Source organism: Niveispirillum sp. (genome assembly GCF_017996735.1).
In the GTDB taxonomy this organism is placed as follows: domain Bacteria; phylum Pseudomonadota; class Alphaproteobacteria; order Azospirillales; family Azospirillaceae; genus Niveispirillum.
On record NZ_JAGOGJ010000025.1, the window covers coordinates 22,583 to 47,175 of the forward strand.

Genomic DNA, 24,593 nt, shown 5'->3' on the forward strand with positions numbered 1-24,593 from the left:
ATGCCACCCAACCGCAGCCTGAAGGCCCTGTCCGATATCGAGATTGAGGAACATCTGGCCAAGCAGGCGCTGAACCGGTCCATGGCCAAACGCCTGCTGCCCCTGCTGGCCCCCGTCCGCCACCGCGTCGCCGCGGTGATCGGGATCGAGGCGTTGCTGGCCATCGCCGTATTCCTGCGCCCCTTCTTCATCGGCTATGTCATCGACCATGGCTTCATCAAGGTCGGCAGCCATTGGCAAGCGGAAACCCAGGTGGTGCTGTGGGCCAGCCTGGGCCTGTTCGCCACATGGACGGTACGTTTCGCGCTAGGCGGCCTCTCGCGCTATCTGGCCAGCACCGCGGCGCTGCGCGTGCTGAACAGCCTGCGTATCCAGGTCTTCGCCCATGTGCAGGGGTTAAGCGTCGGCTATTTCGACCGGACCAAGGCCGGTCGCATCATTTCCCGCGTCGATCGCGATGTCGACACTCTGGAACCGCTCCTGATCCAGGGGCCGCCGGAATTGCTGTCGGCCCTGCTGCGCTGTGGTCTGGCGGGCCAGCTGCTCTGGTCGATCAGCCATGACCTGTTCCTGTCTTTGGCCGCCATCGTGCCGGTGCTGGTCGGCGCCACCTGGCTGTTCAAGCATATCTCGCAAAGCCGCTGGGCACGGGTGGCCGAAGCCCGTAGCCGCTTCACGGCCCATCTGGTCGAAAGCGTTTCCGGCGTGCGGCTGATCCAGCAGATGGTGCGGGAAAAGCAGAACGGGGACCGCTATTCCTGGCTGGTGCGGGATTTCTCCTGGGCGCTGGTCAGCGGCAATATCAAGACAGGCTGGTTCGCCCCCTTCACGGCCCTGCTGACCACAACGGGCATGGCGATCATGCTGGTGGTCGGCGCGCGCGGCATGGCGCTGGGCGAAATCACGGCGGGGCAACTGGCACAAAGCCTGTTCTTCGTGTTTCAGTTCTTAGGGCCACTGCAGGAACTGAACGACCTGTTCGAACGCTATGCCAATGGCTCCGCCTGCGCCCAGCGCATCTTCCTGACGCTCGACACCAAGCCGGATATTGTGGACGCGGAAGACGCTGTCGATCTGCCGGCGGTGCGTGGCGATGTCGGTTTCCACAATGTCCGGTTTGCCTATGATCCGCGCCGTCCCGAACCGGTGATCCGGGAACTGGACCTGCATATCCAGGCCGGCGAAGTGCTGGCCATTGTCGGCCCTACCGGTCACGGCAAAAGCACGCTGGTGCAGTTGCTGACCCGTTTTTACGACGCCAATGGCGGGGCGGTCACCATCGACGGCCATGATGTCCGCCACCTGTCACAGCGCAGCCTGCGCCGGCATGTCGGCGTGGTGTTGCAGGACAATGTCCTGTTCGGCGGCACCATCCTGGACAATCTGCGCCTGGCCCGGCCCGACGCGACCGACGCCGACCTGATCGAAGCCGCCCGTGACCTGGGCGCCGATGAGGTGCTGGAAGCCCTGCCGCTGGCCTACCACACGCCCGTCGGCCCCATGGGCAGCCATCTCAGCCTGGGTCAGCGTCAGTTGGTCTGTCTGGTGCGTGCCTATATCGCCGACCCGGCCGTGCTGGTGCTGGATGAGGCGACGTCGGCCGTGGATGTCCATACCGAACGCCGCATTCAGCGGGCGCTGCGCCGCCTGTGCGAGGGCCGCACCTCCATCATCATCGCCCACCGTCTGGCCACCATCCGCGATGCCGACCGCATCGCGGTCATCCGCCAGGGCCGCGTGGTGGAAATCGGCAGCCATCAGGCCCTGATCGGTGCCGGTGGGGCCTATGCCGGGCTGTACCGGGCGTATGAGGCCAACGCGCTGGGCCTCACGTCTGGACCGTTGCCAGCGGCGTGACGTCGCCAGAACGCATTTTCCTAGAGCTGGTGCGGCACCCCGGCTATAATGAAATGGTAACGATTATCTCTCAACAGGATTGAGAATGAAGACGATCCGGACAGCCATGGTCGACAAACATGAACTACGGATCGTCTTGAAGAATGATATCCATGTCGGACTGATCTTCGGTCCTGATAAGACCCGGCTTGCGATGATCGAGGGCCTCTCGGCCGATGAGGTCTGGCAAATTCTTCTGAACAAGCTGGCACAATCCAGTCCGCGATATTTCGGTTTCGATGGGGCCATCACCCATTTCCAGAAATTCTTTCCAAACGGTTTTAAGGATGCTGCCTTCCTAGACAAGGAGCGCAACTACAAGGAGGGGGCGCTCAAGCTGCTGGGCGACGCGCTGCCGCTCGCGCAGGCACTGGAGAGCCAGGACATGGGTGAGAAGGTGCTGCGCGTGTTCCAGCGCACCAACCTTCTGTCCCCGTTCGAGAAGACGCGGCTACAAGAACTCTTGCGCGGGAAGTCCGCCGATGCGTTCATCCGCGCCGCCGCCGGGTTTGCCCAAGGTGACCGGTCGATGCTCGGTGTCCTGGAGCGCATCCTGAAGCCGCATGATTGCGCCAAATGGACCATTGTTACCTATCTTCCCTTCCTCTGGTGCCCCAAGGCACACATGTTCCTAAAACCGGAAGTCACCAAGGACTTCGCGGAACGGGTCGGGCATCGTTTCGCCCATGATTACAGTCCACGCCTGGAAACCGGCGTCTATGACAGCCTGCTCGACCTGGCCCGGCAGACCGACGCCGCGCTGGCGCCGTTGGCCCCACAGGACTGGATCGATATCCAGAGTTTCATCTGGGTGGTGGGCGATTATCAGGCCCCTGCCGACTTGCCCAGGCCGGTATGAGGAACAGGGCGGTCGCGTCTTTTCCCTTGCCCTGATAATTCCAATATATTAGAAATTTGTTCGTTAAGTTATCCGATCCTCCGCACAGCCTTGCCCGCCCCTTCGTCCGCGATGCCGCCGACGTTGCCGGTCCCCCTGTGCCCGCCTTGCAGCCATAAGGAAACGACCATGCCCGACATCCATACCCCGGCCAGCGGTGCCGACGCCGCAACCACCCTGGACAAGATCTGGTTCACCCGCTGCCCCGTGCCCACGGCCACGGGCCTCGCCTATAAGCTGGGCTGGCTGGGTGAAGAATTCGCCGGGGACAAGATCGACCTGGAAACGCTTCAGGAAACCGGCCAGCATCAGCTTCGCCGCCATCATTACGACCATGCCCTGACCTCCCTGATCCGCGAGGGGGGCAATATGTTGGCACTGGGGACCCGTGCGCAGGGGGCCCCGACGCGCCTGATCGGCCTGACCTGGATCGATGAATGGCAGTCTATCCTGGTCCGCCCCGACAGCGGCATTACCGAAGCCAAGCATCTGAAGGGCAAGCGTCTGGCCCTGCCCTCCTATAATGAAAACCCCATCCCCGACCATGTGCGCGGTACCTCCATCGCGCGCGGCATGTCGCTGCACGGCTACAAGGGCGCGCTGTCCTATGCCGGCCTGACCTTTGACGATGTCGAGTTCGTGGAGGTCGCGTCGGGTCGCGGCAATGGCCGGGGCGATCTGGCCGGCGGGGATGACCGCGTCGGCGCGCTGGGCGGGCTGTGGGCGCTGGATGCGCTGGTGGCGGGCAAGGTTGACGCCATCTATGTGAAGGGTGCTTCGGCCGTGGATGCGGCGCGGCAGCATGGCGTCGTCGTCGGCATTGATCTGGACCGGCTGCCGGAACGCCGCTTCCGCGTCAATAATGGCACGCCGCGCCCCATCACGGTGAACAACCACCTGCTGGAAAACCATTTCGATCTGGTGGTGCGTTTCCTGGCCCAGACCCTGCGCGCCGCCGACTGGGCAGCGGGTAACCTGGACGGGGTAAAGGATATCCTGCAATCCGAAACCCGCGGCAGCCGCGATGCCGTGACCGAGGCCTATGGCCCCGATTTCCACAAGAACCTGCATCCGGACCTGTCGGATGAACGTCTGACCCTGTTCGAACAACAGAAGAAGTTCCTCTGGGTCCATGGGTTCCTGGACCATGATTTCGACCTGCGCGCCTGGGCCGATCCGCGCCCGCTGGAAGCGGCGCGAAAGCTGCTGAACAGCCGGGCGTAACAAAGGGGGGGCCGCCCGCGCGACGGCCCCCCTTCCCATTCAACTGCCCCCATTATCACGCTGTCGCGAAGCGGCCTTCCGCCACGATCCGATCCAGCGGGAGACGGTCGGTCAAAATCTCGCGCGCCCGGTACTTCTCCGGCAGGTCATCGACCGTCCCACGCCGTCCGATGACAATGGCGACATTGATGCTGTAATCATCGGGCACGCCCAGAGCCGCCTTGGCATCGGCACGGTTGATGCCGCCGACGGTACGGGTGTTCCAGCCCAGGATGCTGGCTTGCAGCGACAGGCTGAACGCGGCGGCACCGGTATCGAAAGCGTGGGACGTGCTGTCATGCCATTCTCCATTGCGTTCAAACCGCTTTTCCGACAGCACGAACACGATGGCCGCCGCCTTCTCCGCCCAGGGCCGGTTGGTTTCGGCCAGCAGGTTCAAGAACAGCGGGAAATGGTCGGTATCCCGCCTGGCATAGACAAAGCGCCAGGGCTGCTGATTGAACCCGGACGGTGCCCAGCGCGCCGCCTCGAACAGGGTCAGCAGATCCGCCTCGTCAATCGCCTCCCCCGTCAGGGACCGGGCCGACCAGCGCTCCAGAAACAGGGGGGAGACAGGATGCACAGCGGTGCGAACAGCATTCGACATGAAATGGCTCCGACGGTTGGGAATGTGGGGGGATGGCTTGAAAAACCCCGGCCGGCTGGGTACACCGCAAAGCGGCGGAAGGGCCGGGGTCATGCTGCTATATTGAACGGATGCTATAGCATACGTCTGTAAAATATAGTGGACGTTTTTGCATCCTGTGCCATGCTGTCCTTACAACCCTTACTGCGTGGAAGGCTGTGCGCCATGGCCAAGGACGAGATGCTGGACGATACGCTGGAAGCCGTGAAGCCCGACGCCAGCGCGGATGAGCTGGGGGAGCTGATCGGCGCCAACCTGAAGCGCATCCGAACCAAGCGCGGCCTGTCGCTGGAGGCGCTGGCCAAGGCCGCCGGGGTCAGCCGTGCCATGATCGGACAGATCGAAACCGGCCGGTCCATGCCGACCATCGGCCTGTTGTGGAAGATCACCTCGGCGCTGGACATCCCCTTCTCCACGCTGATGGGTGGGGGCGAACGCGCCAATCTGCGCGTGATGCGGGCCGCCGACGCCAAGCTGCTGACCTCCAAGGATGGCAGCTTCACCTCGCGCGCCCTGTTTCCCTTCGAGGGCGACCGCAAGACGGAATTCTATGAACTGGTGGTCAAGCCGCGCAGCCTGGAAAAGGCCAGCGCACACGCACCCGGCACGGTGGAGAATATCGTGGTCACCAAGGGCCGCATCGAAATCAGTGTCGGGACCGAACATGTGACGCTCGACGCTGGCGACGCCACCTGGTTCAACGCCGACCTGCCCCATTCCTACGCCAATCCCGGGGATGAGGAAGCGGTGATGTACATGGTCATCACCTATGCCCAGGCGGTCGGGTGAAATTATGAAATCCAACATAACAACGGACTGTAAAATATATTGACACACCATCCGCGATGGTGTGAATTTAGCGGACAGTTTCTCCAATATAACGGAAGCCGCGCTGGAGGTCCAGGGGACCGGAGGCGGGCTGGATGGAGTGTCCGCGATGAGCATCGAGTTCTATTGGCGCCTTCCGCCCCAGGGTGATGGCCGCGCCGCCGACCGCCAGGACTGGAACCGGGGCGACTATGCCCATCCCGCCGGTCACCAGCGTGACTATGCCCGCACCGGCACGGGCCGCGACGGCTTCACCTATTATGACCTGCTGGTGCAGGTGGCCCGTGCGGCGGAACTGGCAGGCTTTGACGGGCTGTCGATCCCGCAGACATCGGGCGGGGAAGAGCCGCTGATCGTGGCAGGCGCACTGGCGCGGGAGGTCGGGCGGCTGAAGCTGCTGCCCTCCTTCCCCGCACAATTCATCGCCCCCGTCTATGCCGCCAAGATCGCCACCAGCTTCCAGCGCCTGACCACGGGCCGCCTCGCCTGGCACCTGCATATCGATGATGGCGAGGAAGGGGCCTGGCACGGCCGCAGCCGGTCACGCGAAGAACAGGTGGCCCGCACGGGAGAATTCCTGGACATCGTCAAGGGCTTCTGGAACGAAGCGCCCTTCGATTACAAGGGCACCTATTACGAGGTGGAAAAGGGCGGTTTCGCCGGTCCGCTGGCCGGACAGAAGCTGCCGGAAATCCACCTGTCCGGCGATACGGAGGGTGAGTTGGCTCTGGCCGGCCGCCATGCGGATGTCTATCTGCTGACCCCGGCGCCGCTGGACGAGTTGAAGGCCCGGATCGCCGATGTCCGCACCCGCGCGGATGGGCGCGAGGTGCGTTTCGCGCTGGCCGCCGACATCATCACCCGCCATTCGGACGAGGCCGCGTGGGAGCATCTGCGCCGGCAGTGGGAAGCGGCGGGCCGGCGGGTGCAGCGCCTGTCCGGGGAACAGGCTGAACGGCCCAGCTTCGACAGCTTCCGCCGCAGCGATGACCAATGGGCCGGCTTTGCCGCCCTGCGCGGGGAGGAAGGCGTGGGTCTGGTCGGCGGGTATGACACCATTGCCGCCACCATCGCCGACTATGCACGCGCCGGCATCGACCGTTTCATCCTGGGCGCCAACCCTCATCTGGAAGAGGCGTACCGCGTGGGTGAGCATGTGATCCCCCGCATCCGCGCCCTGCTCGACGCCGCCAAAGCGGCCTGACATCTACGCTCATCGGAGATCAGAATGACCGACACCGTCGCCACCGGCCTGACGGCCGAACAGCTTGCCTTTGTCACCCAGGCCCAGAAGGATGCCCGCAAGGCCTTCCGCGTCCTGCGCGAGACGCGGACCATCTCCCCGTCCGGCACATTAGGCTTCACCATCCGCTTGCCCGAAAGCCAGATCCTGGTCAATCTCAACTATGCCGGCCCCTGGGGCGATGATCTGGACGAGGTTAAGACCAGTGTCGTCGGCTTCGACGGCACCGTCTATCTGGGTAAGAGCGCAGGTCCCGGCGGTGGGCGCTACACCAAGCTGTTCCGCACCCATGACGATGTCGTCGTCATCAGCCATGTCCACACCCCGCATCTGGGGGCCTATTCACAGGCACATCTGGAACTGCCGCTGCTTTACGTGCCCAACCGCCGCTTCCGCAAGACGGAAAGCCTGCCCGTCTATATCAATCGCCGCCAGGCGGAGGTGGATTTTATCCTGGACAGCATCGCCAAGGATACAGAAGTCCCCGGCATCATCGAGGCCAATGGCGGTGCCACCGTGTGGAGCCGGAAAGGCATCATCGATCTGGCCAACACCATCCTGTTCCTGGAGGAAGGGGCACATTTCCAGATCCTGGCCGCCGCTGCCCTGGGCGGGTCAAAGCCCTTCGGCCCCGGCGTGTTGCAGCAGCAATGGCGCATGGGCGGCCTGATCCCGTCCACCGCCACCGTGGACGATGATGGCACCATCCATCTGGCTGCGGCGGAATGATAGGATAGAGGGTCGCGCGGCCGACTCTGTTGGAACAGCGCAGATATCAAGGGTCGTGGCATACGGTCCTTGATATCCGCGCCTTTCTTGTCGCAGCGGCCGCCGATCGCCCCTGAAGCTTGTCAAGGCTGGGCGCGCGCCAGAACGGCATGCGCCCGCAAAACGACGGGCCGGTCGATCATGACGCCGTCCAGTGTGGTTACGGCCCGTCCCTCAGCCTGCGCCGTCTCCCACGCCGCAACGATGCGGGCCGCCTGCACCTGCTCAGCGTCGGACGGGCGGAAGACGGCGTTGGCGACACGGACCTGATTGGGATGGATGCACAGCGCGCCGGTGACACCAAAGGCCGCCGCCTGACGCGCCGCAGCCTCATAGCCCTCGACATCCCGAAATACGGCGATGGAGAGCGGAACCGCCAGTGCCATCTGCCCCCGGCTGGCGGCGGCCAGCGCCAGTTGCCGGGCGGGCAGGTCCAGCAGGATCGGGCTCGGGGCCACGCCGAGAGACACGGCCAGATCTTCCGGCCCCAACGCCAGACCGATGACACGCGGACAGGCGGCAATCTCCGGAAGGGCCATCAGGCCGGCCGGGCTTTCGATCAGGGCGATCAGGCTGGTATGGCCCACAGGCAATCCGCGTTCCGCCTCCAACTCTGCCAGCATCTCTGCCAGGACGATCAGGCGGGAGGCGCTTTCCGCCTTCGGTACCATGATGGCCCGGACGGGCGCGGACACGGCGGCACGCAGATCGTCCATGGCGGTTTGCCAATTGCCGTTGATCCGCACCACGCAGTCCGGTCCCGCCGCGACGACGGCCGCCGCCGCCGGGGCCACGGCCGCCCGCGCATCCGCCTTGTTGGCAGACCCGACCCCATCCTCCAGATCCAGGATGACGGCGTCGGCCCCGGCCCGGGCCGCCTTCTCCCGCCGCACCGCATCGTCGGCGGGCACGAACAGCAGGGAACACCAACCTTGCCGCACCATCAAACCGGATCCTTGCGCTTGCGGGGCGGGGTCACCTGAGCGGCGGCGATCTCCGCCGCGCTAAGGCCAATGGCGGCCAAGACATCGTTGGTATGTTCGCCCAGCAGCGGGGCCGGTATTTCCACACCGCTATGCTGCCCGTCGATGATGGCCGGATAGCGCACATAGGTGAAGGGGCCGGCGCGCGGATGGTCGCCATCGAACAGGATGCCACGTGCCCGGTTGTGCGGGTCGGTCGGCACCTGATCCAGCGTATTGGCTACGGCCAGCGGCACATTCTTTTCCAGCGCGATGCGCATCCATTCATTGGCATCGCGTTCGCGGAAAATCTCCGCAAGCACGGCACGCAGCCACGGCTTGTCGATACCGTAATCGACGGGGATGTCGGTGCGGATGACATCGCGCAGGTCGGCACGGCCGATCGCGTCGCAGAAATTGTACCAGAATTTGGGCTCGATGGCGCAGAACATGATGAAGCGGCCATCCTTCGCCTCATAGAGCGCGTAAAGGATGGAGCCGGCGGGCCAGCCGTCATTGGGCGTGCCGCGCGGGGCCATGCCCGTCAGGTCGGTGATGCGGTCATAGTTCAGGTTGGTGACGGCGGCCATCCAGCTTGTCGCCAGATTGGCATCCGACGCTGCCACGTCGATATAGGCACCCTGCCCCGTCTGCTGTCGCCGCCACAGGGCCGCCAAGCCGGCCATCACGGCATAGGGGCCGCCCGGCCCGCCCTTGATGCCGCCGAACAGGTCCCCCTCGTTCCCACAGCGATCAACGAAGCCGTCCGCATCCTTCTTGGCCGGCAGGCCGCCGACGATGGCCAGCATGGAATAACCATGCGCACCCAGCCGTGCATAGGGGCCGGTCATGCCAAAGCCGGTATTAGCCATATAGATGATGTCGGGCTTGACTGCCTTCTGCGCCTCGTACCCGATACCCATGGCCTCGCACGCGCCGCCGCGCAGCCCGTCGGCGAAGATGTCGACCGTCTTCAACAACTCGAAGAAGGCATGCTTGCCCTCCGGGGTGTTGACATTGATGGTGACGCTTTTCTTGTTCTTGTTGACCTGCAGATGCGCCGGGCTGTGGTGGGGCGTGATGATGCCCAGCATGTCGCGGATATAGTCGCCCTTCACGGGCTCCTCGACCTTGATGACCTCGGCCCCCAGGTCGGACAGAAGCATGCCCAGCAGGTCGCCGTTCAGCAGGATGCCGAACTCCAGCACGCGCACGCCCTTCAGAAGATCGAACATGGTCTGGTCCTGTTTATGACGGGAAAGATGGGGGAGCAGCGCCCCCTCAGATGCTTGCCCCGTGCAGCAGGTCAGCCAGCCGCTTCAGCGCCTCGATATGCTCGACCGCATTGTCGCCCGGCAGGCTGAAATTGATGTGGGTGCAGCCGAAATCGCGGCGGGACTTCACCTCGTCCAGGATCTGGTTCGGGGACAGGCCGGCCGTTTCCACCGTCATTTCCATGATGATCGATTTCGGGTCGCGCCCGGCCTCGATGGCCGCATTCTCCATGGTTGCCACGGCCTTGGCCCCTTCCGCCCCCGGCGCGAAGATGGGCAGCCAACCATCGGCCATGCGGCCCACACGCTTCAACACCACATCGGGCGGGATCGGCGCGATCTTGCGGCCCAGGCCGAAGAACAGCGGGATCGGCCGCTGGATGGGGCGCGGCGACAGGCTGACATCGTCGAACTTGTGCCATTCGCCATGGAAGGTGACGTCGTTTTCCTGCCAAAGACGGCGCAGGACCACCACCTGTTCCTCGAACCGCTTGCCGCGATCGTGGAAATTCATGCCCATGGCATTGAATTCAGGCTCATTATAGCCGACAGCCACGCCCAGCGTCAGCCGCCCGCCCGACAGGATATCGACCTCTGCCGCCTGCTTGGCGACCAGCACGGTCTGACGCTGCGGCAGGCCCAGCACGCCGGTGACGAAATGGATCTTCGTGGTGACGGCCGACAGATAGGCCATCAGCGTGAACACTTCCCGGATCGTGCTCTGGTCCGTATAGGGGGTCTGGGCGATGCCGCCATGCTTTTCGGCATTGATGCCGACGACATGATCCAGCAGGCGCAGCCGGTCGAAGCCCAGCGCTTCCGACTGTTTCACGAATTCGATCAGCGGCGCCACATCGGGGCCGAATTTCGGGAAGCGGTACAGGTTGGTGCCCAGCTTCAGACCGGCGATCATGTTCTATCCTCCCAGCGGTGGCTTTTGATTTCGGCGGGCGGCGCCGGGCAAGCCTGTGGATTCCCGGAGCGGATACCGCCCTAATTCATTTGGATAATGCGCTTGACGCAGGTTGATGGCAATGGAATTCTAACCTGGATGGCAATTTTTAGAAAATGCCAAGCCCAGAATATCCCATAAAATGCAGTGAGGAAGTGACCGATGGCTGAAGCATTTATCGTCGCCGTGGCCCGCAGCGCCGGCGGCAAGCGGGGCGGCCGGCTGGCCGGGTGGCACCCAACCGACCTGGCCGGCGCCGTGCTGCGCGGGCTGGTGGAACGGTCCGGCGCCGACCCGGCCGCCATCGAGGATGTGATCATGGGGTGCGCCTGCCCCGGTGGCGAACAAGGCGCCAATATCGGCCGCTATGCCGCCCTGTCGGCCGGGTTGCCGGAAAGCGTGCCGGGCACCACTGTAGACCGGCAGTGCGGATCGTCGCAGCAGGCGCTGCATTTCGCTGCGGCCACTGTCATGGCCGGGCAGATGGATATCGTCATCGCGGCCGGTGTGGAAAGCATGACCCGCGTGCCCATGGGCCTGCCCTGGACCCTGCCGGCCCAGCATGGCTATGGCACCTATCGCAGTCCGGGGCTGGAGGCGCGTTATCCCGACACGCCGTTCAGTCAGTTCAAGGGTGCAGAGATGCTGGCGAAGAAATATGGCTTGAGCCGGGATGACCTGGACCGTTACGCCCTGCAAAGCCACCAGCGCGCCAGCGCCGCCACCAAGGCCGGCCTGTTCAAGGATGAGATCGTGCCGCTGGCCGTGACGCTGGCCGATGGCAGCGTGGTACAGCATGACATGGACGAGGGCATCCGCCATGACGCGACGCTGGAAGGCATCGGGTCGGTGAAACTGCTGCAAGAGGGCGGGGTGATTTCGGCCGCCAATGCCAGCCAGATCTGTGACGGGGCCGCCGCCCTGCTGGTGGTGAACGAAGCCGGGCTGAAGCGGCTGGGCGCCAACCCCATCGCCCGCATCCATCAGATGAGCGTGCTGGGCCATGACCCCGTGATCATGCTGGAAGCTCCGGTCCCGGCCACGGAAAAGGCGCTGACGAAGGCTGGGCTGTCCATCGCCGATATCGACCTGTACGAGGTGAACGAGGCCTTCGCCCCCGTACCGCTGGCCTGGGCCAAGGCGTTCGATGCCGACCCCGCCCGGCTGAACATGCATGGTGGCGCCATCGCGCTGGGCCACCCGCTGGGCGGCAGCGGCGCCAAACTGATGACCACCCTGGTCAGCGCGCTGCACACCCATGGCAAGCGTTACGGCCTGCAAACCATGTGCGAGGCCGGTGGCATGGCCAACGTGACGATTATAGAGCGGCTTTAAAAAAACGGTGGAGTTTGTTCCCCCTCCCCCGGCGAAAACGGGCGAGGGGGAGGGAGTGCCAGGCGGAAACGGCGCCGATCAGGCCCTTACCAGGGGCAGGCGCGTCACCGGCTTGCCCGTCAGGGCCAGGATGGCATTGGCGACGGCGGGGCCGATGACGGGGGTGCCGGGTTCGCCCACGCCTGTCGGCGGCTGGGTTGAGGGCAGGATATGCACCGTAACCTGCGGCGCCTCCTCCATCCGCAGCACGCGATAGCTGTCGAAATTGGTGCGTTCCACCACGCCATCGACGATCTTCACCTCGCCATAGAGGCTGTAGGACAGGCCGTACATCAGCCCACCTTCCATCTGGGCCTGCACCTGATCGGGGGCGACGGCCGTGCCGCAATCCACCACCACCGTCACCCGGCGCACACGCGGCTCACCGTTTTCCAGCGATACTTCCGCGACATTGGCCACCGTTGACCCGAAACAGGCATGCACGGCCAACCCGCGCGCCCAGCCCGATTCAAGGGGGCTGCCCCAGCCGGATTTTTCCAGCGCCGCCTCCAGCACCGCCAGATGCGATGTCGCATTGGCGCGGGTATAGAGTGTGCGGCGATAGGTTGCCGGGTCGATGCCGGCCTGACGGGCCAACTGGTCGACCATATGTTCCATGGCCATGGCGGTATGGGTGGCGCCCACCGACCGCAGCCATAGCACGGGGATCTTTTCCGGCGGGTGGAAGACACGGGCATCCACGGCCGGAACGGCAGCCAGATAGGGGCTGTCGATCACCCCTTCCACACCGTGCCGTTCCACCCCGTTCTTGATCGCCGCCTCGAACATCGTGCCGCGCAGCAGGGAAGCGGTGACCAGCCGGTGTTCCCAGGCCGTGGGATAGCCATCCTTGTCCAGCGCCACACGGGCGCGGTGATGGGTCAGCGGCCGGTAATAGCCGCCGGCCATATCATCCTCCCGCGTCCAGACCAGCTTCACGGGCCGGAAGCCGCCGACATGGCGGGCGATCGATACCGCCTCCTTCTGGTAATCCGACGTGGCAACGGAGCGGCGGCCGAAACTGCCGCCGGCCGGCAGGGTGACGATCTCCACCTCTTCCGGCTTGCCGCCCAGCAGGCGGGCGATGTTGCGCTGATCCGCCGTGTGGCTTTGCGTACCAAAGGTCAGGCGGCACCGCGTGCCATCGACCTGCGCCACACAATTCATCGGCTCCATGGTGGCATGGGCCAGGAAGGGCATGGCGACATCCAGGGTGACGATGCGCCCCTTACCGGACAGCGCCGGGGCCACGTCTCCCTTGGTGACGAAGGGGGCCCAATCGGCCTTTGCCTGCCCCGCCGCCATGGCCTGATACTGGGCCTGGATGGCGTCGGATGACCGGGTTTCGGCTTGGGCGTCATCCCATTCGACGCTCAGCGCCTCCCGCCCGGTCTTTGCCGAAAAGGTATCGCGGGCGACAACCGCCACGCCGGACGGGATCTGGAAGATATCCACCACGCCCGGCACGGCGCGGGCGGCCTTATCGTCGAACGACTTCACCACGCCGCCGAAACGCGGGGAATGGGCGACCATGGCGACCAGCATGTCGGGCAGGCGCACATCCTGGGTGAAGATGGCCGTACCGTTGGATTTGGCGCGCGCATCCAGGCGGGTGACCTTCTCCGTCCCGATCAGGCGGAACTGGTCCGGCCGCTTCAGCACGGGATCGGTGGGCGGCGTCAGTTTCGCCGCCGCCTCCAGGAACTGGGCGAAGGGGGCGCTGCGCTTTGATGCGGCATGGGCGATGGTGCCGTTGGTCACCGACAGGTCGGCCACCGGCACCCGCCATTGCGCCGCCGCCGCCTCCAGCAGGACGGCGCGGGCCGCGGCCCCCGTACGACGCAGTTCCAGCCAACTGTCGCTGATGCTGGCTGATCCGCCCGTGATCTGCATCTTGAAGGCCGGGCGGCCATAGGTGATGGGATCGGCCGGGGCCGTTTCCACCCTCACCTTCGACCAGTCGGCGTCCAGTTCGTCCGCCACCAGGGCCGCCATGCCCGACTGCGCGCCCTGGCCCAACTCGGCATATTTGGCGATGATGGTGATGGTGCCGTCACTGCCGATACGCAGGAACGGGCCGAAATCAGCGAAACGAGCGGGTTTGGCCGCCGCCAGTCCGGGCACGGTGCGCCCGACCAGCAGGGCGCCCCCGGCCAGAACAGTGGAAAAGATCAGGGTGCGGCGGGACAGGTCCAGGCTCATGACTTCACCCCCGCCGCATCCTGAATGGCCGCGATGATGCGGTTATAGGTGCCGCAGCGACAGATATTGCCCGACATGGCGGATTTGATCTCCGCCACACTGGGCTTGGGCGTTTCAGCCAGCAGGGCCGCCGCATTCATGATCTGGCCGGACTGACAGTATCCGCACTGGGGCACATTGTGCTTTTCCCAGGCCACCTGCAGCGGATGGGTGCCGCCCAGTCCCTCGATCGTCGTGATCTTCGATCCCACGACGCTGTCGATGGGGGTGACACAGGATCGGGTGGCGACACCGTCGACCTGAACCGTACAGGCCCCGCACTGGGCCATGCCGCAGCCGAACTTGGTCCCCGTCAGACCCATATGGTCGCGCAGCGCCCAGAGCAGGGGCGTGTCCGGGGCGGCGTCGACCACACTCTCCTTGCCATTCACATGCAGCGTCACGCCCATGGCCTCAACCCCCGTTCAATTCGGCCAGCAGCGCGTAAAGCGGGTCTTCCGGCTTGCGCTTGCCAAAACTGTCGGGGGCGGCTGTGGCGAAGGTGCGGTCGGCGCGCGCTTCCACCCGTTCCAGGTCGTTCAGACCGCGCCTTGCCGCGATCTTCCACACACCGTCACGCTTTTCGAACCGGTCCAGATAGCGGCCGGACAGGAAGTAATCCTCCTCGTCCGTGCCGTCCTTGTTCATGCGGCGGTGATGGGCAGCGAAATAGCATTCGGCCACGGCCTTATCGCCCTTCACCTCGATTAGCACGTTGCTGATGGCGTGCGTGGTGCTTTTCACCTTGGCGACCATGGGGAAAGCCTTGGTGATGAAATCCTGCGACAGGCCCTTGAACCCGCCATGCTGGTGCTGCGCATCGGCGAAGAAGCAGGAACGCAGTGTTTCCTCATCCAGCCGGTCCCAGCCGCGGGCGTAGCGGTAGAGAACCTCCGTGATCTCCTGCTTGGCTTCCAGCAGGGCCAGACGATCGGTCCCCTTGTCCCGGGCGGATGCAGCACCGGCAACGGTCGCAACGGCCACCATCCCGGCGGGAACGGCAAGCAGGCTGGTCAGGGCGCGGCGGCGTTCGGTGGGGTTCATGGGCTTCCTCCTGGGCTTGTCGTTCTGTGTCAGGTCGGCGGGAAAGGGAGGTGGATCACATGACCCCACCCTGCTTCAGCGCCGTGATCGCGGCCACCGGGATGCCCCAGTCGGCCAGCGCAGCCTCATTATCCGCCCCCACATCGGGGGGCGGTCCCTGTACGGCGCCGGGGGTGGCTGAGAAACGGGGCGCGGGCGCAGGCTGTACCACACCCGCCACCTCCACAAAGGCCTGGCGCGCGACATTGTGCGGATGGTGCGGCGCTTCCGACATGCTGAGCACGGGCGCAAAACAGGCATCCGTGCCTTCCAGCAGGGCGCACCAGTCGGCGCGGCTGCGCGTGGCGATGACAGCGGCCAGCTTGTCGCGCAGTTCCGGCCATTGCGTGCGGTCCATCTGCAATTTGAATTGCGGGTCGGTGATGCCGGCCTTGTCCAGCAGCAGGGCGTAGAATTGCGGCTCAATCGGGCCCAGGGAAATCCAGGTGCCATCGGCGCATTGATAGGGGTTGTAGAAATGCGCGCCGCCATCCAGAGCGTTCACCCCGCGCGCATCCTTCCAGCGGCCCGTCACCTTCAGCCCATAGAACATGGACATCAGCGACGCCGCCCCTTCGGCCACGGCGCAATCCACCACCTGCCCCTGCCCCGTGGCGCGGGCATTCAGGATGCCGGCCAGCAGACCCAGCGCCAGATACAACGAACCGCCGCCAAAATCCCCCACCACATTCAAGGGCGGGGTCGGCCGGTCGGCGGGGCCGATGGCGTGCAGAGCCCCGGAAATGGCGATATAGTTGATGTCATGCCCCGCCGCCTGCGCCAGCGGACCCGTCTGGCCCCAGCCCGTCATGCGGCCATAGACCAGCTTCGGATTGCGGGCCAGCACCACATCCGGCCCCAGGCCCAGCCGTTCCATGACACCGGGCCGGAACCCTTCGAACAGGGCGTCGGCCTGATCCAGCAGCGTCAGGCAGGTTTCCACCGCCTCCGGCCGTTTCAGATCCAGCGCCACCGACCGCCGGCCGCGCGCCGTCACATCGGTCGGTCCGCCCGACTTCGCCCCCTTGCGGTCGATACGGATGATATCGGCCCCCAGATCGGACAGCAGCATGCCGCAGAACGGCCCCGGCCCGATGCCGGCGAACTCCACGATCCTCAACCCGCTGAGCGGTCCCTGTCGCACTTTGGCTGCCCTCCCTCTGGGCCTTGGTGTTTTTATGCATCGTTGCAGAATATTACACGGCAATCGTGGCGCCCGTCACCGTCCCGTCAGTTGCCGCCATCCAGCAGGCGTCGGGCAATGACCTGGGCCTGGATTTCGCCCGCCCCTTCAAAGATGTTCAGGATGCGGGCATCGGCCAACAGTCGGCTGACGCCATATTCCATCGCGAAACCGTTGCCACCATGGATCTGCAGGGCATTGTCCGCCGCCGCCCAGGCCACGCGTGCCGCCACCAGCTTGGCCATGCCGGCTTCCAGATCGCAGCGCTTGCCGCCATCCTTCTGCCGGGCCGCAAAATAGGTAAGCTGGCGGACACCCAGCAATTCCGCCGCCATCATCGCCAGCTTGTTGGCGACGCGCGGGAAATCGATGATGGGCCGGCCGAACTGAATACGGTCCAGCGCATAGGACAGGCCGGTTTCCAGCCCCGCCTGGGCCACGCCGACGGCACGCGCCGCCGTCTGGATACGCGCACTCTCGAACGTCGCCATCAATTGCTTGAAGCCCTGGCCTTCCACACCACCCAGCAGGTTGGCGCGGTCGACGCGGAAACCGTCAAAGCCGATCTCGTACTCCTTCATGCCGCGATAGCCGATGACGCCGATCTCTCCGCCGCTCATGCCTTCGGCCGGGAACGGGTTCGCCTCCGTCCCGCGCGGCTTGGGCGCCAGCAACATGGACAGGCCGCGATAATCGCTGGTCGCCGGGTCGGTGCGGACTAGAAGGGTCATCACATCGGCGCGGGCGGCATGGGTGATCCAGGTCTTGTTGCCGGTCACCAGATATTGCTCACCCTCGATCACTGCGCGGGTGCGCAGCGCCCCCAGGTCGGAACCGGTATTGGGCTCGGTGAACACGGCGGTGGGCAGGATGTCAGCCGCCGCGATCTTGGGCAGCCATTCGCGTTTCTGCGCCTCCGTCCCCCCGCACAGGATCAGTTCGCCCGCGATTTCAGACCGGGTGGCCAGCGATCCGACGCCAATCCAGGCGCGCGACAATTCCTCCGACACCACGCACATGGCCATCTTGCCCATGCCGTGACCGCCATATTCCTCCGGAATGGTCAGGCCGAAGACGCCCATTTCCCCCAATTCGTTCACCAGTTCGATGGGGATCAACTGGTCTTTCAGGTGCCAATCATGGGCAAAGGGGGTGATCTTTTCCTCACCAAAGGCATGGAACTGGTCGCGGACCATTTCCAGCGTCTCGTCCAGGCCGGTCCGTTCGATGGTGGGCCGGCCGCGCGCGGCGATGATCAGTTCGGCGATGCGGGTCTTTACCGCCTGCGTCGTGCCGGCCCGTGCCAGCCGGACCAGGGCGGGGGACTGCAAGGCCGCAAGCGTGGCCGGATCGTCGGTCAGGTCGGTGGGGCGGATCACCTCCCCCTGGTTCATGGGGATGCCGCCGGCCAGTTGCGCGGCATATTCGCCGAACAAAAGCTGGGCCAGCAGCGCCTCGGTTTCCCCGAACAGCCCGTCGGCCTCCAGCCGCTCCGCCCAGCCCGCCACCTGATTGAGCAGTTCGGCATAGGCGGCAAACCAGCCATAGCCATGGACGACATGCTGTTCCAGATCGGCCAGCCGCCGGTCGACCTTGCCACCCTGGGCGATACGGGCCAGGACGGGCACACGGGCGGCGGTGACGAAGCTTTGCGCGGCACCGGCGGCACTGCGCAGCAAGCCGGTCAGGTTGGGCAGCCGCACGGCATCGGTCTTTGTCTGGATCATGGCCGCCATGGTTACGCCTTCCCGCCTTCGCCGGCCGCCGCCTTGTTGGCCGACGACATGGCCTTGGCGTCCATGCCGCCGACCAGATTGCCGGTGACAAGCTGGTTATGGGCATGGGCCAGATGATGGATGTGGAACAACGCATCCATCGAGGTGCGCTTGCCCCGGATATTCTCGATGAAATTCATCGCCTGCTTGGCCAGCACCATGCCGAAGGCCGGCTGTTTGGCCAGATCGGCAGCGATGGCGGCCGTCTGTGCCTCCAGATCGGCGCGCGGCACGACGCGGTTGATGACACCGAAATCATAGGCGCGCTGTGCCGTCAGGCGCTGGCCCAGCATCAGGAATTCCCGCGCGATGCGGGGCGGCAGGTCGAACAGGTGCGGGGTATATTCCACGCCCGGCACACCCATGCGCAGCACCGGGTCCTGGAAATAGGCATCGTCGGAAGCGACGATCATATCGCACATCATGGCCAGCATCACGCCACCGGCAATACAGGCCCCCTGCACCATGGCCACGGTCGGCTTCGGTACTTCCTGCCAGCGCCGGCACAGCCCCAGATACGCATCCTGTTCAAGCGCATACTGCGCCTCCGCCCCGCCGCGCGTCAGATGATCGGGCCAGAGATGGATACGCTCACGGGGCAGATGCTTGTCCTTGTCCGGCGTGCCCAGATCATGGCCGGCGGAAAAATGCTTGCCTTCCCCACCCAGAACGATGGCCCTGACCGCGTCATCCTCCACCGCACGGCGGAAACAGCCGTCCAGTTCGTTCAGCATCCGGTAATTCTGGGCGTTGGAATATTGCGGACGCGCCAGCCAGATCCAGGCGACGGCATCCTTCACCTCGTACCGGACGAACTGGTCCGGATTCTGCTCCTGGGGGGCGCTGTCCATGTCCCGATCCCTTTCCTGCCGGGGCTCTGCATCGCGCCGGCTATATTTGCACTGTAGTGCAGTTTTATGGCAAAGCCAAGCTCAGCGGGGCGCCATGCGGATGGCACCGTCCAGGCGGATATTCTCGCCGTTCAGATAGGTGTTGGCGATGATGGACAGGGCCAGCGCCGCATATTCCTCCGCCTTGCCGAACCGCTTGGGGAACGGGACCGAGGCGGCCAGCGACTGTTTCACGGCGTCTGCGGCCCGGCTCATCAGCGGTGTGTCGAAGATGCCGGGCAGGATGCCATTGACACGGATGCCGTCATTCATCAGGTCGCGCGCCACGGTCAGGGTCAGCGACGTGATCCCGCCCTTGGACGCGGCATAGGCCGCCTGTCCGATCTGCCCGTCCTGGGCCGCGACGGAAGAGGTGTTGATGATGACACCCCGTTCTCCATCCTCCAGCGGGGCCAGATCCAGCATGCCCTGAGCCGATTTGGCCACACAGCGGAAGGTGCCGACCAGATTGATCTGGACGATACGGTCGAAGGCGTCGATGGGGAAATGCCTGGTTTCCCCCGTCGCCTTGTCGCGGCTGGCCGTCTTCACGACATTACCGGTGCCGGCGCAATTGACCAGGATACGTTCCTGCCCGTGGGCGGCGCGGGCCTTGGCGAAGCCGGCATCCACCGCCGCCTCGTCCGTGACATTGACGGGGCAATAGACGCCGCCAATCTCCGCCGCCAGCGCCTCGCCGGTCTGTTCATTCATATCGAAGATGGCGACCTTCACGCCCCGGGCCGCAAGGGCGCGGGCCGTGGCGGCCCCAAGGCCGGAAGCACCACCGGTGACGATGGCGGCGATATCGTTGCCGAGCTTCATTTCTTCATCCTCCCTGATCGGGTGTTCATCAATCGCGGTCGGCGATCACGCCGGCCTGTTTCAGGGCGCCCAGTTCGTCCGGGGCCAGACCCAGCCAGTCGGCAAGCGCCGTATTTGTATGTTCGCCCAGGCGCGGCGGCGGATTGTCATAGCGGGCCGGTGTAACGGACAATTTGCCGGGATAGGCCACGGTCGGCACCGCAACCCCATCCTCCCGCTCGAACCGCTGCACAACGCCGCGTGCGGGCACAAACGGGTCTTCGAAAATCTGGCCGATGGTGTTGACCGGCCCGGCGGGCACGCCCTTGGCCGGGAACTGTGCCATCAGATCGGCCACCTTGTACCGGCCAATGATCTCCTGGAGCAGCGGCTCCAGTTGCGCCCGGTTCACCACCCGCTTGGCATTGGTGTCGAAACGCGGATCGGTCGCCAGTTCCGGCACATTCAGCACGGCACACAGCGCCGCATACTGGCCGTTATTGCCCACGGCCACGACGATGGGGCCGTCGGCGGCATCGAACACACGATAAGGCACGACCGTCGGATGCGCGTTGCCCAGCCGACCCGGCGACTTGCCCCCCACCAGATAGGACAGCGCCTGGTTCGCCAGCATGGAAATCTGCGTATCCAGCAGGGAGCAGTCGATATGCTGTCCCTGTCCCGTCCGCTCCGCATGGCGCAGCGCCATCAGGACGGAGACGGTGGCATACATGCCCGTCGACACATCGGCCATGGCCACGCCGGGCTTGATGGGCGGGCCGTCCGTCTCCCCCGTGATGCTCATCATCCCGCCCATGGCCTGGGCCACGAAATCATAACCGGGACGGTCGGCATAGGGGCCGGTCTGGCCGAAGCCGGTGATGGAGCAATAGATCAGCCGGGGGTTCAGGGCCGACAGGCTCGTATAATCCAGCCCGTATTTCTTCAGGCCCCCGACCTTGAAATTCTCCACCACAATGTCGGCTTCGACCGCCAGCCGGCGGATCAGCGCCTGTCCGTCGGCCGACGCCAGATTGACGGCGACCGAACGTTTGTTGCGGTTGCAGGACAGGTAGTAGGCGCTTTCCCCTGCCCCGTCCCATCCGTCCTCCCGCGGCAGGTCGGGCGGGCCCCAGCTACGGGTATCGTCCCCGACCCTCGGCGCCTCGATCTTGATCACATCGGCGCCGAAATCCGCCAGGATCTGGGTGCACCAGGGCCCGGCCAGCACGCGCGACAGGTCCAGGACCTTCACGCCGGCCAGAGCCATCGGGGACGGGGCGTTACCGCTCATCGCTGCCTCACGCCCGCTCGAACACGGCTGCCAGCCCCTGGCCGCCACCGATGCACATGGTTTCCAGACCATAGCGCCCGTCGCGGCGGTGCAGCTCACGCGTCAGGTTGGCCAGGATGCGCCCGCCCGTGGCCCCGATCGGGTGGCCCAGCGAGATGCCGGAACCGTTGACATTCAGCTTGTCACGATCGTCCCAGCCCCAGCCCTTCAGCACGGCCAGCACCTGCGGCGCGAAGGCCTCGTTCAACTCGACCAGATCGATATCCTTCCAGGACAGGCCTGTGCGGGCGAACAGCCGCTCCACCGCCGGCACCGGGCCGATACCCATGCGCGACGGCTCGCAGCCTGCGGCTGCCCAGCTATGGAACCAGGCGATGGGCTCCAGTTGCAGTTCCGCCAGCTTGTCTTCGGCCACCACCAGACAGGCGGCGGCGGCGTCATTCTGCTGGCTGGCATTGCCGGCGGTGACGATACCGCCCTTTTCGATGGGGCGCAGGGCGCCCAGCGTCTCCATCGACGCATCGGGGCGATAGCCTTCGTCATGGGCGAACAGGACGGGATCGCCCTTTTTCTGCGGGATCGGCACGGGCACCAGTTCGTCGGCGAACTTGCCCTCCTTCCAGGCCTGGGTCGCACGGCTGTGCGACATGACGGCAAACTCGTCGGCCTGTTCGCGGGTGATGCCGTAATCCTTGGCCAGATTCTCCGCCGTTTCGATCATGCCGGTGATGATGCCGAAGCGGGAAATGGGCTGTGACATCACCCGGCCACGCGTCAGCCGGTCATGCATGGTGACGGAGCCGGAGCGGGCGCCACGGCGCATGTCGGTGGAATAATATTCCACATTGCTCATGCTCTCCACGCCGCCCGCGATCACCACGTCGGCGGCCCCGGTCTGCACCATCATGGCCGCATCGATAACCGATTGCAGCCCCGACCCGCAGCGGCGGTCAAGCTGATAGCCCGGCACGCGGATGGGCAGATCGGCAGCCAGGGCCGACCAGCGGGCGATGCAGGGCGCCTCGCCATTGCCATAGCCCTGGGCGAAGACGACATCGTCGATCCGTTCCGGATCGATGCCGGTGCGCGCGACCAGCGCCTTGATGATGACGGCACCCAGGTCGCCGGCCTGGAGAGTGGCCAGAGCGCCGTTGAACTTGCCCACCGCCGTGCGCAGCGGGGAAACGATGGCGGCTTTACGCATGATATGGGTTCCTTCCAGGCCTTATGCCTCGGCGCCACGCAGCATTTCGCGGGCGATGATGATCTGCTGGATCTGGGACGTGCCCTCATAGATGCGCAGAAGGCGGACATCGCGGTAGAAGCGTTCGACCTTGTATTCCGCCATGTAGCCGGCGCCGCCATGGATCTGCACGGCGCGGTCAGCCACGCGTCCCACGGCCTCGGTCGAGAAATATTTCAGCACGGAGCAATCCAGGCTGACCTTCTCGCCCGCATCGAACTTGGCGGCGACGGACCGCATCAGCGCCTCTGTCGTCAGCGTATCGACCTTGCTGTCGGCCAGCAGGGCCTGGACAAGCTGGAAGTCGGCGATGCGCTGGCCGAACTGCTTGCGCTCCATGGCGTAGCGTAGGCTCATGTCAATCAACCGGTCGCACATGCCCAGCGCCACGGCAGCGATATGGATGCGGCCGCGGTCCAGAACCTTCATGGCCGTCTTGAAGCCACGACCCGGTACGCCGCCGATAATGTTGGCGGCCGGCACCTTCACATCGTCAAAGATGACGTCGCAGGTGATGGAGCCCTTCTGCCCCATCTTCTTGTCGGGCTTGCCAAAGCTGATGCCGGGCGTGTCGGCCGGCAGGATGAAGGCGGAAATGCCACCGGCCCCCTTCACGTCGGCTTCGGTGCGCGCCATCAGGGTGAATACCGAGGCGCGCGGGGCGTTGGTGATGTACCGCTTGGTGCCATTGATGCGGTAGAAATCGCCCTCGCGCACGGCAACGGTGCGCAGGGACGCCGCGTCCGACCCCGCTTCGGGTTCGGTCAGGGCAAAGCTGGCGACGGCTTCACCGGTTGCCAGACGCGGCAGCCATTCACGCTTCTGCTGCTCCGTCCCGTCCATGACGATGCCTTGTGAGCCGATGCCGACCGTGGTGCCGATGACGGAGCGGAAGACCACCGAGGCGCGGGTCAGTTCCCGGATGATCGCGGCCTCCTCGCTCATGGTCAGACCCAGGCCGCCATATTCCTCCGGGACCGACAGGCCGAACAGGCCCAGGTCGCGCATTTCCTGGATGATGGCGGGCGGCACGGCATCGTCATGTTCGACCTGATCCTCTGCCGGGATCAGGCGTTCATCGACGAAACGGCGCACCGTGTTGCGCAACAGATCGAAGGTTTCGATATCCATGGGTCTGCCTCTCAAAACCGGGCCGTGGCATTCATGGCCACCGTGCCGTCGCAACGGATGGCGCGGACCCCGCCGGGGGCCGCGTCGGGTGCCAGACGCACCCCTTGTCCAAGGAAAAGCGGGGCCGCAGCCCGGAATTCGAAGCCCGCCGGCGGCCGGCCAGCACGATGCCGGGCAAAGCCGAACAGCCTCACCGCCGTGAACGGACCGTGGATGACCAGGGCGGGATACCCCTCCTCCTGCATCGTGTAGGGGAGGTCGTAATGGATACGGTGGCTGTTGAAGGTGACAGCGGAGAAGCGGAACAGGTCCACCGGAGTGGGGTGCCACGTCACTTCCCCCGCCTCCACCGTCAGGTCCGCATCCACCACGGGCATCGTGCGCTCCCCGGCGGCGCGATAGACGATGCTCTGTCGTTCCTGCACACGCGTGACGCCGTGCTGGGCGATGGTGCGATCCACCTCCACGAAGACCAGATCACCGGACTTGCCGGACTTGTGCTTCACCGAAGCGATGGTCTGGGTCAGCAAGGCGGCTTCGCCCAGGGCCAGCGCGCCGTCGAACCGCATGCTGGACGCCGCGAACATACGCCGGGCAAGCGTGATGGGCGGCAGGAAGCCCCCGCGCCGGGGGTGACCGTCGGGGCCGATCTCATCGGCGGCGACGGTGGGCAGGAAGAAGGCCCAGTGCGCCAGTGACGGCTGTACCGCCTCGACATCCAGGCTTTCACCGATGGTGGCGGCGAAGCGGCGCAGCGCCTCAGCATCCAGCACCTGCTCGCGGGTTTCCTGCCGACCGGTCCAGCTTTGCCAATGGGCCAGTTCCTCGGGCGTGACGGCCATGGT

22 protein-coding genes are annotated in these 24,593 nt (G+C 65.1%); 7 read left to right on the forward strand and 15 right to left on the reverse strand.

The genetic code is table 11. The annotated features are described in order from the left end of the window. The 3 genes from KBA48_RS10540 (at position 1) to KBA48_RS10550 (ending at position 4,018) form a co-directional block, all read left to right on the forward strand. A complete protein-coding gene (locus tag KBA48_RS10540; RefSeq protein WP_292905995.1) occupies positions 1-1,857 on the forward strand; it encodes an ABC transporter ATP-binding protein in 1,857 nt (618 codons plus the stop codon). An 85-nt stretch (positions 1,858-1,942) separates the two neighbouring features. Beyond that, positions 1,943-2,755, forward strand: coding sequence for a hypothetical protein (locus KBA48_RS10545; RefSeq protein WP_292905997.1), 813 nt, complete (start codon positions 1,943-1,945; stop codon positions 2,753-2,755). A 168-nt stretch (positions 2,756-2,923) separates the two neighbouring features. Continuing rightward, complete coding sequence (locus KBA48_RS10550; RefSeq protein WP_292905999.1) at positions 2,924-4,018, forward strand: hypothetical protein; 1,095 nt, start codon at positions 2,924-2,926, stop codon at positions 4,016-4,018. 55 nt (positions 4,019-4,073) lie between these two features. Here the strand turns inward: KBA48_RS10550 and KBA48_RS10555 are convergent, their stop codons facing one another. Then, complete coding sequence (locus tag KBA48_RS10555; protein ID WP_292906001.1) at positions 4,074-4,664, reverse strand: nitroreductase family protein; 591 nt, start codon at positions 4,662-4,664, stop codon at positions 4,074-4,076. Between the two features lie 204 nt (positions 4,665-4,868). Between KBA48_RS10555 and KBA48_RS10560 the strand changes: the two genes are divergently transcribed. The 3 genes from KBA48_RS10560 to KBA48_RS10570 all read left to right on the forward strand — a co-directional run bounded on the left by KBA48_RS10560 (position 4,869) and on the right by KBA48_RS10570 (position 7,503). Continuing rightward, entirely contained in the window at positions 4,869-5,492 is a 624-nt protein-coding gene (locus KBA48_RS10560) for a helix-turn-helix domain-containing protein (RefSeq protein ID WP_292906003.1), read from the forward strand. A 148-nt stretch (positions 5,493-5,640) separates the two neighbouring features. Beyond that, positions 5,641-6,735, forward strand: a complete 1,095-nt coding sequence (locus tag KBA48_RS10565) for an LLM class flavin-dependent oxidoreductase (protein ID WP_292906005.1) — start codon at positions 5,641-5,643, stop codon at positions 6,733-6,735. Between the two features lie 24 nt (positions 6,736-6,759). Beyond that, complete coding sequence (locus tag KBA48_RS10570; protein WP_292906007.1) at positions 6,760-7,503, forward strand: class II aldolase/adducin family protein; 744 nt, start codon at positions 6,760-6,762, stop codon at positions 7,501-7,503. A gap of 122 nt (positions 7,504-7,625) precedes the next feature. Here the strand turns inward: KBA48_RS10570 and KBA48_RS10575 are convergent, their stop codons facing one another. Genes KBA48_RS10575 through KBA48_RS10585 form a run of 3 tightly spaced genes read right to left on the reverse strand, consistent with a single transcriptional unit; the run spans position 7,626 to position 10,691 of the window. Beyond that, positions 7,626-8,486, reverse strand: a complete 861-nt coding sequence (locus tag KBA48_RS10575; protein ID WP_292906009.1) for a CoA ester lyase — start codon at positions 8,484-8,486, stop codon at positions 7,626-7,628. Continuing rightward, positions 8,486-9,739: a CaiB/BaiF CoA-transferase family protein gene (locus KBA48_RS10580; RefSeq protein WP_292906011.1), complete on the reverse strand. Its 1,254-nt coding sequence runs from the start codon at positions 9,737-9,739 to the stop codon at positions 8,486-8,488. The genes KBA48_RS10575 and KBA48_RS10580 overlap by 1 nt, the downstream gene beginning before the upstream one ends. Positions 9,740-9,785: 46 nt before the next feature. After that, positions 9,786-10,691 (reverse strand): LLM class F420-dependent oxidoreductase, encoded by a 906-nt coding sequence (locus KBA48_RS10585; protein WP_292906013.1) that lies wholly within the window; start codon positions 10,689-10,691, stop codon positions 9,786-9,788. Between the two features lie 201 nt (positions 10,692-10,892). On the opposite strand from KBA48_RS10585, the gene KBA48_RS10590 reads away from it, so the two are divergent. Continuing rightward, positions 10,893-12,065 carry an acetyl-CoA C-acetyltransferase gene (locus tag KBA48_RS10590; protein ID WP_292906015.1) on the forward strand — a complete coding sequence of 391 codons (1,173 nt, stop codon included), beginning with the start codon at positions 10,893-10,895 and terminating at the stop codon, positions 12,063-12,065. A 78-nt stretch (positions 12,066-12,143) separates the two neighbouring features. Here the strand turns inward: KBA48_RS10590 and KBA48_RS10595 are convergent, their stop codons facing one another. From KBA48_RS10595 to KBA48_RS10645, 11 genes are all read right to left on the reverse strand, one after another. Further along, positions 12,144-14,306, reverse strand: coding sequence for a xanthine dehydrogenase family protein molybdopterin-binding subunit (locus KBA48_RS10595; protein WP_292906017.1), 2,163 nt, complete (start codon positions 14,304-14,306; stop codon positions 12,144-12,146). After that, a complete protein-coding gene (locus tag KBA48_RS10600) occupies positions 14,303-14,755 on the reverse strand; it encodes a (2Fe-2S)-binding protein (RefSeq protein ID WP_292906019.1) in 453 nt (150 codons plus the stop codon). Before KBA48_RS10600 ends, KBA48_RS10595 begins: the two co-directional genes overlap by 4 nt. A 4-nt stretch (positions 14,756-14,759) precedes the next feature. Then, the gene (locus KBA48_RS10605) at positions 14,760-15,389 is read right to left on the reverse strand and encodes a nuclear transport factor 2 family protein (RefSeq protein ID WP_292906021.1); all 630 of its coding nucleotides are present in this window, start codon (positions 15,387-15,389) and stop codon (positions 14,760-14,762) included. Positions 15,390-15,444: 55 nt separating this feature from the next. Beyond that, positions 15,445-16,572 carry a CaiB/BaiF CoA-transferase family protein gene (locus tag KBA48_RS10610; RefSeq protein ID WP_292906023.1) on the reverse strand — a complete coding sequence of 376 codons (1,128 nt, stop codon included), beginning with the start codon at positions 16,570-16,572 and terminating at the stop codon, positions 15,445-15,447. Between the two features lie 86 nt (positions 16,573-16,658). Further along, positions 16,659-18,347: an acyl-CoA dehydrogenase family protein gene (locus KBA48_RS10615; protein WP_292906025.1), complete on the reverse strand. Its 1,689-nt coding sequence runs from the start codon at positions 18,345-18,347 to the stop codon at positions 16,659-16,661. A gap of 2 nt (positions 18,348-18,349) precedes the next feature. Continuing rightward, entirely contained in the window at positions 18,350-19,237 is an 888-nt protein-coding gene (locus KBA48_RS10620; protein ID WP_292906027.1) for an enoyl-CoA hydratase, read from the reverse strand. A gap of 81 nt (positions 19,238-19,318) precedes the next feature. Then, complete coding sequence (locus KBA48_RS10625) at positions 19,319-20,101, reverse strand: SDR family NAD(P)-dependent oxidoreductase (RefSeq protein WP_292906029.1); 783 nt, start codon at positions 20,099-20,101, stop codon at positions 19,319-19,321. A gap of 28 nt (positions 20,102-20,129) precedes the next feature. Beyond that, on the reverse strand, positions 20,130-21,374 hold the full coding sequence (locus tag KBA48_RS10630; RefSeq protein WP_292906031.1) for a CaiB/BaiF CoA-transferase family protein: 1,245 nt from the start codon (positions 21,372-21,374) through the stop codon (positions 20,130-20,132). A gap of 7 nt (positions 21,375-21,381) precedes the next feature. Then, positions 21,382-22,578, reverse strand: coding sequence for an acetyl-CoA C-acetyltransferase (locus KBA48_RS10635; protein WP_292906033.1), 1,197 nt, complete (start codon positions 22,576-22,578; stop codon positions 21,382-21,384). 21 nt (positions 22,579-22,599) lie between these two features. Then, positions 22,600-23,748 (reverse strand): acyl-CoA dehydrogenase family protein, encoded by a 1,149-nt coding sequence (locus KBA48_RS10640; protein WP_292906035.1) that lies wholly within the window; start codon positions 23,746-23,748, stop codon positions 22,600-22,602. An 11-nt stretch (positions 23,749-23,759) separates the two neighbouring features. Then, positions 23,760-24,590, reverse strand: coding sequence for a MaoC family dehydratase N-terminal domain-containing protein (locus KBA48_RS10645; protein ID WP_292906037.1), 831 nt, complete (start codon positions 24,588-24,590; stop codon positions 23,760-23,762). Between the last annotated feature and the right edge of the window lie 3 nt (positions 24,591-24,593).

Excerpts from the sequence above, each read along its gene's own strand:
- KBA48_RS10600 (WP_292906019.1), bottom strand. The coding sequence starts at position 14,755 with ATGGGCGTGACGCTGCATGTGAATGGCAAGGAGAGTGTGGTCGACGCC.
- KBA48_RS10550 (WP_292905999.1), top strand. The coding sequence starts at position 2,924 with ATGCCCGACATCCATACCCCGGCCAGCGGTGCCGACGCCGCAACCACC.
- KBA48_RS10565 (WP_292906005.1), top strand. The coding sequence starts at position 5,641 with ATGAGCATCGAGTTCTATTGGCGCCTTCCGCCCCAGGGTGATGGCCGC.
- KBA48_RS10615 (WP_292906025.1), bottom strand. The coding sequence starts at position 18,347 with ATGGCGGCCATGATCCAGACAAAGACCGATGCCGTGCGGCTGCCCAAC.
- KBA48_RS10605 (WP_292906021.1), bottom strand. The coding sequence starts at position 15,389 with ATGAACCCCACCGAACGCCGCCGCGCCCTGACCAGCCTGCTTGCCGTT.
- KBA48_RS10645 (WP_292906037.1), bottom strand. The coding sequence starts at position 24,590 with ATGGCCGTCACGCCCGAGGAACTGGCCCATTGGCAAAGCTGGACCGGT.
- KBA48_RS10585 (WP_292906013.1), bottom strand. The coding sequence starts at position 10,691 with ATGATCGCCGGTCTGAAGCTGGGCACCAACCTGTACCGCTTCCCGAAA.
- KBA48_RS10580 (WP_292906011.1), bottom strand. The coding sequence starts at position 9,739 with ATGTTCGATCTTCTGAAGGGCGTGCGCGTGCTGGAGTTCGGCATCCTG.
- KBA48_RS10545 (WP_292905997.1), top strand. The coding sequence starts at position 1,943 with ATGAAGACGATCCGGACAGCCATGGTCGACAAACATGAACTACGGATC.
- KBA48_RS10640 (WP_292906035.1), bottom strand. The coding sequence starts at position 23,748 with ATGGATATCGAAACCTTCGATCTGTTGCGCAACACGGTGCGCCGTTTC.
- KBA48_RS10595 (WP_292906017.1), bottom strand. The coding sequence starts at position 14,306 with ATGAGCCTGGACCTGTCCCGCCGCACCCTGATCTTTTCCACTGTTCTG.
- KBA48_RS10540 (WP_292905995.1), top strand. The coding sequence starts at position 1 with ATGCCACCCAACCGCAGCCTGAAGGCCCTGTCCGATATCGAGATTGAG.
- KBA48_RS10570 (WP_292906007.1), top strand. The coding sequence starts at position 6,760 with ATGACCGACACCGTCGCCACCGGCCTGACGGCCGAACAGCTTGCCTTT.
- KBA48_RS10575 (WP_292906009.1), bottom strand. The coding sequence starts at position 8,486 with ATGGTGCGGCAAGGTTGGTGTTCCCTGCTGTTCGTGCCCGCCGACGAT.
- KBA48_RS10555 (WP_292906001.1), bottom strand. The coding sequence starts at position 4,664 with ATGTCGAATGCTGTTCGCACCGCTGTGCATCCTGTCTCCCCCCTGTTT.
- KBA48_RS10560 (WP_292906003.1), top strand. The coding sequence starts at position 4,869 with ATGGCCAAGGACGAGATGCTGGACGATACGCTGGAAGCCGTGAAGCCC.
- KBA48_RS10625 (WP_292906029.1), bottom strand. The coding sequence starts at position 20,101 with ATGAAGCTCGGCAACGATATCGCCGCCATCGTCACCGGTGGTGCTTCC.
- KBA48_RS10620 (WP_292906027.1), bottom strand. The coding sequence starts at position 19,237 with ATGGACAGCGCCCCCCAGGAGCAGAATCCGGACCAGTTCGTCCGGTAC.
- KBA48_RS10590 (WP_292906015.1), top strand. The coding sequence starts at position 10,893 with ATGGCTGAAGCATTTATCGTCGCCGTGGCCCGCAGCGCCGGCGGCAAG.
- KBA48_RS10630 (WP_292906031.1), bottom strand. The coding sequence starts at position 21,374 with ATGAGCGGTAACGCCCCGTCCCCGATGGCTCTGGCCGGCGTGAAGGTC.
- KBA48_RS10635 (WP_292906033.1), bottom strand. The coding sequence starts at position 22,578 with ATGCGTAAAGCCGCCATCGTTTCCCCGCTGCGCACGGCGGTGGGCAAG.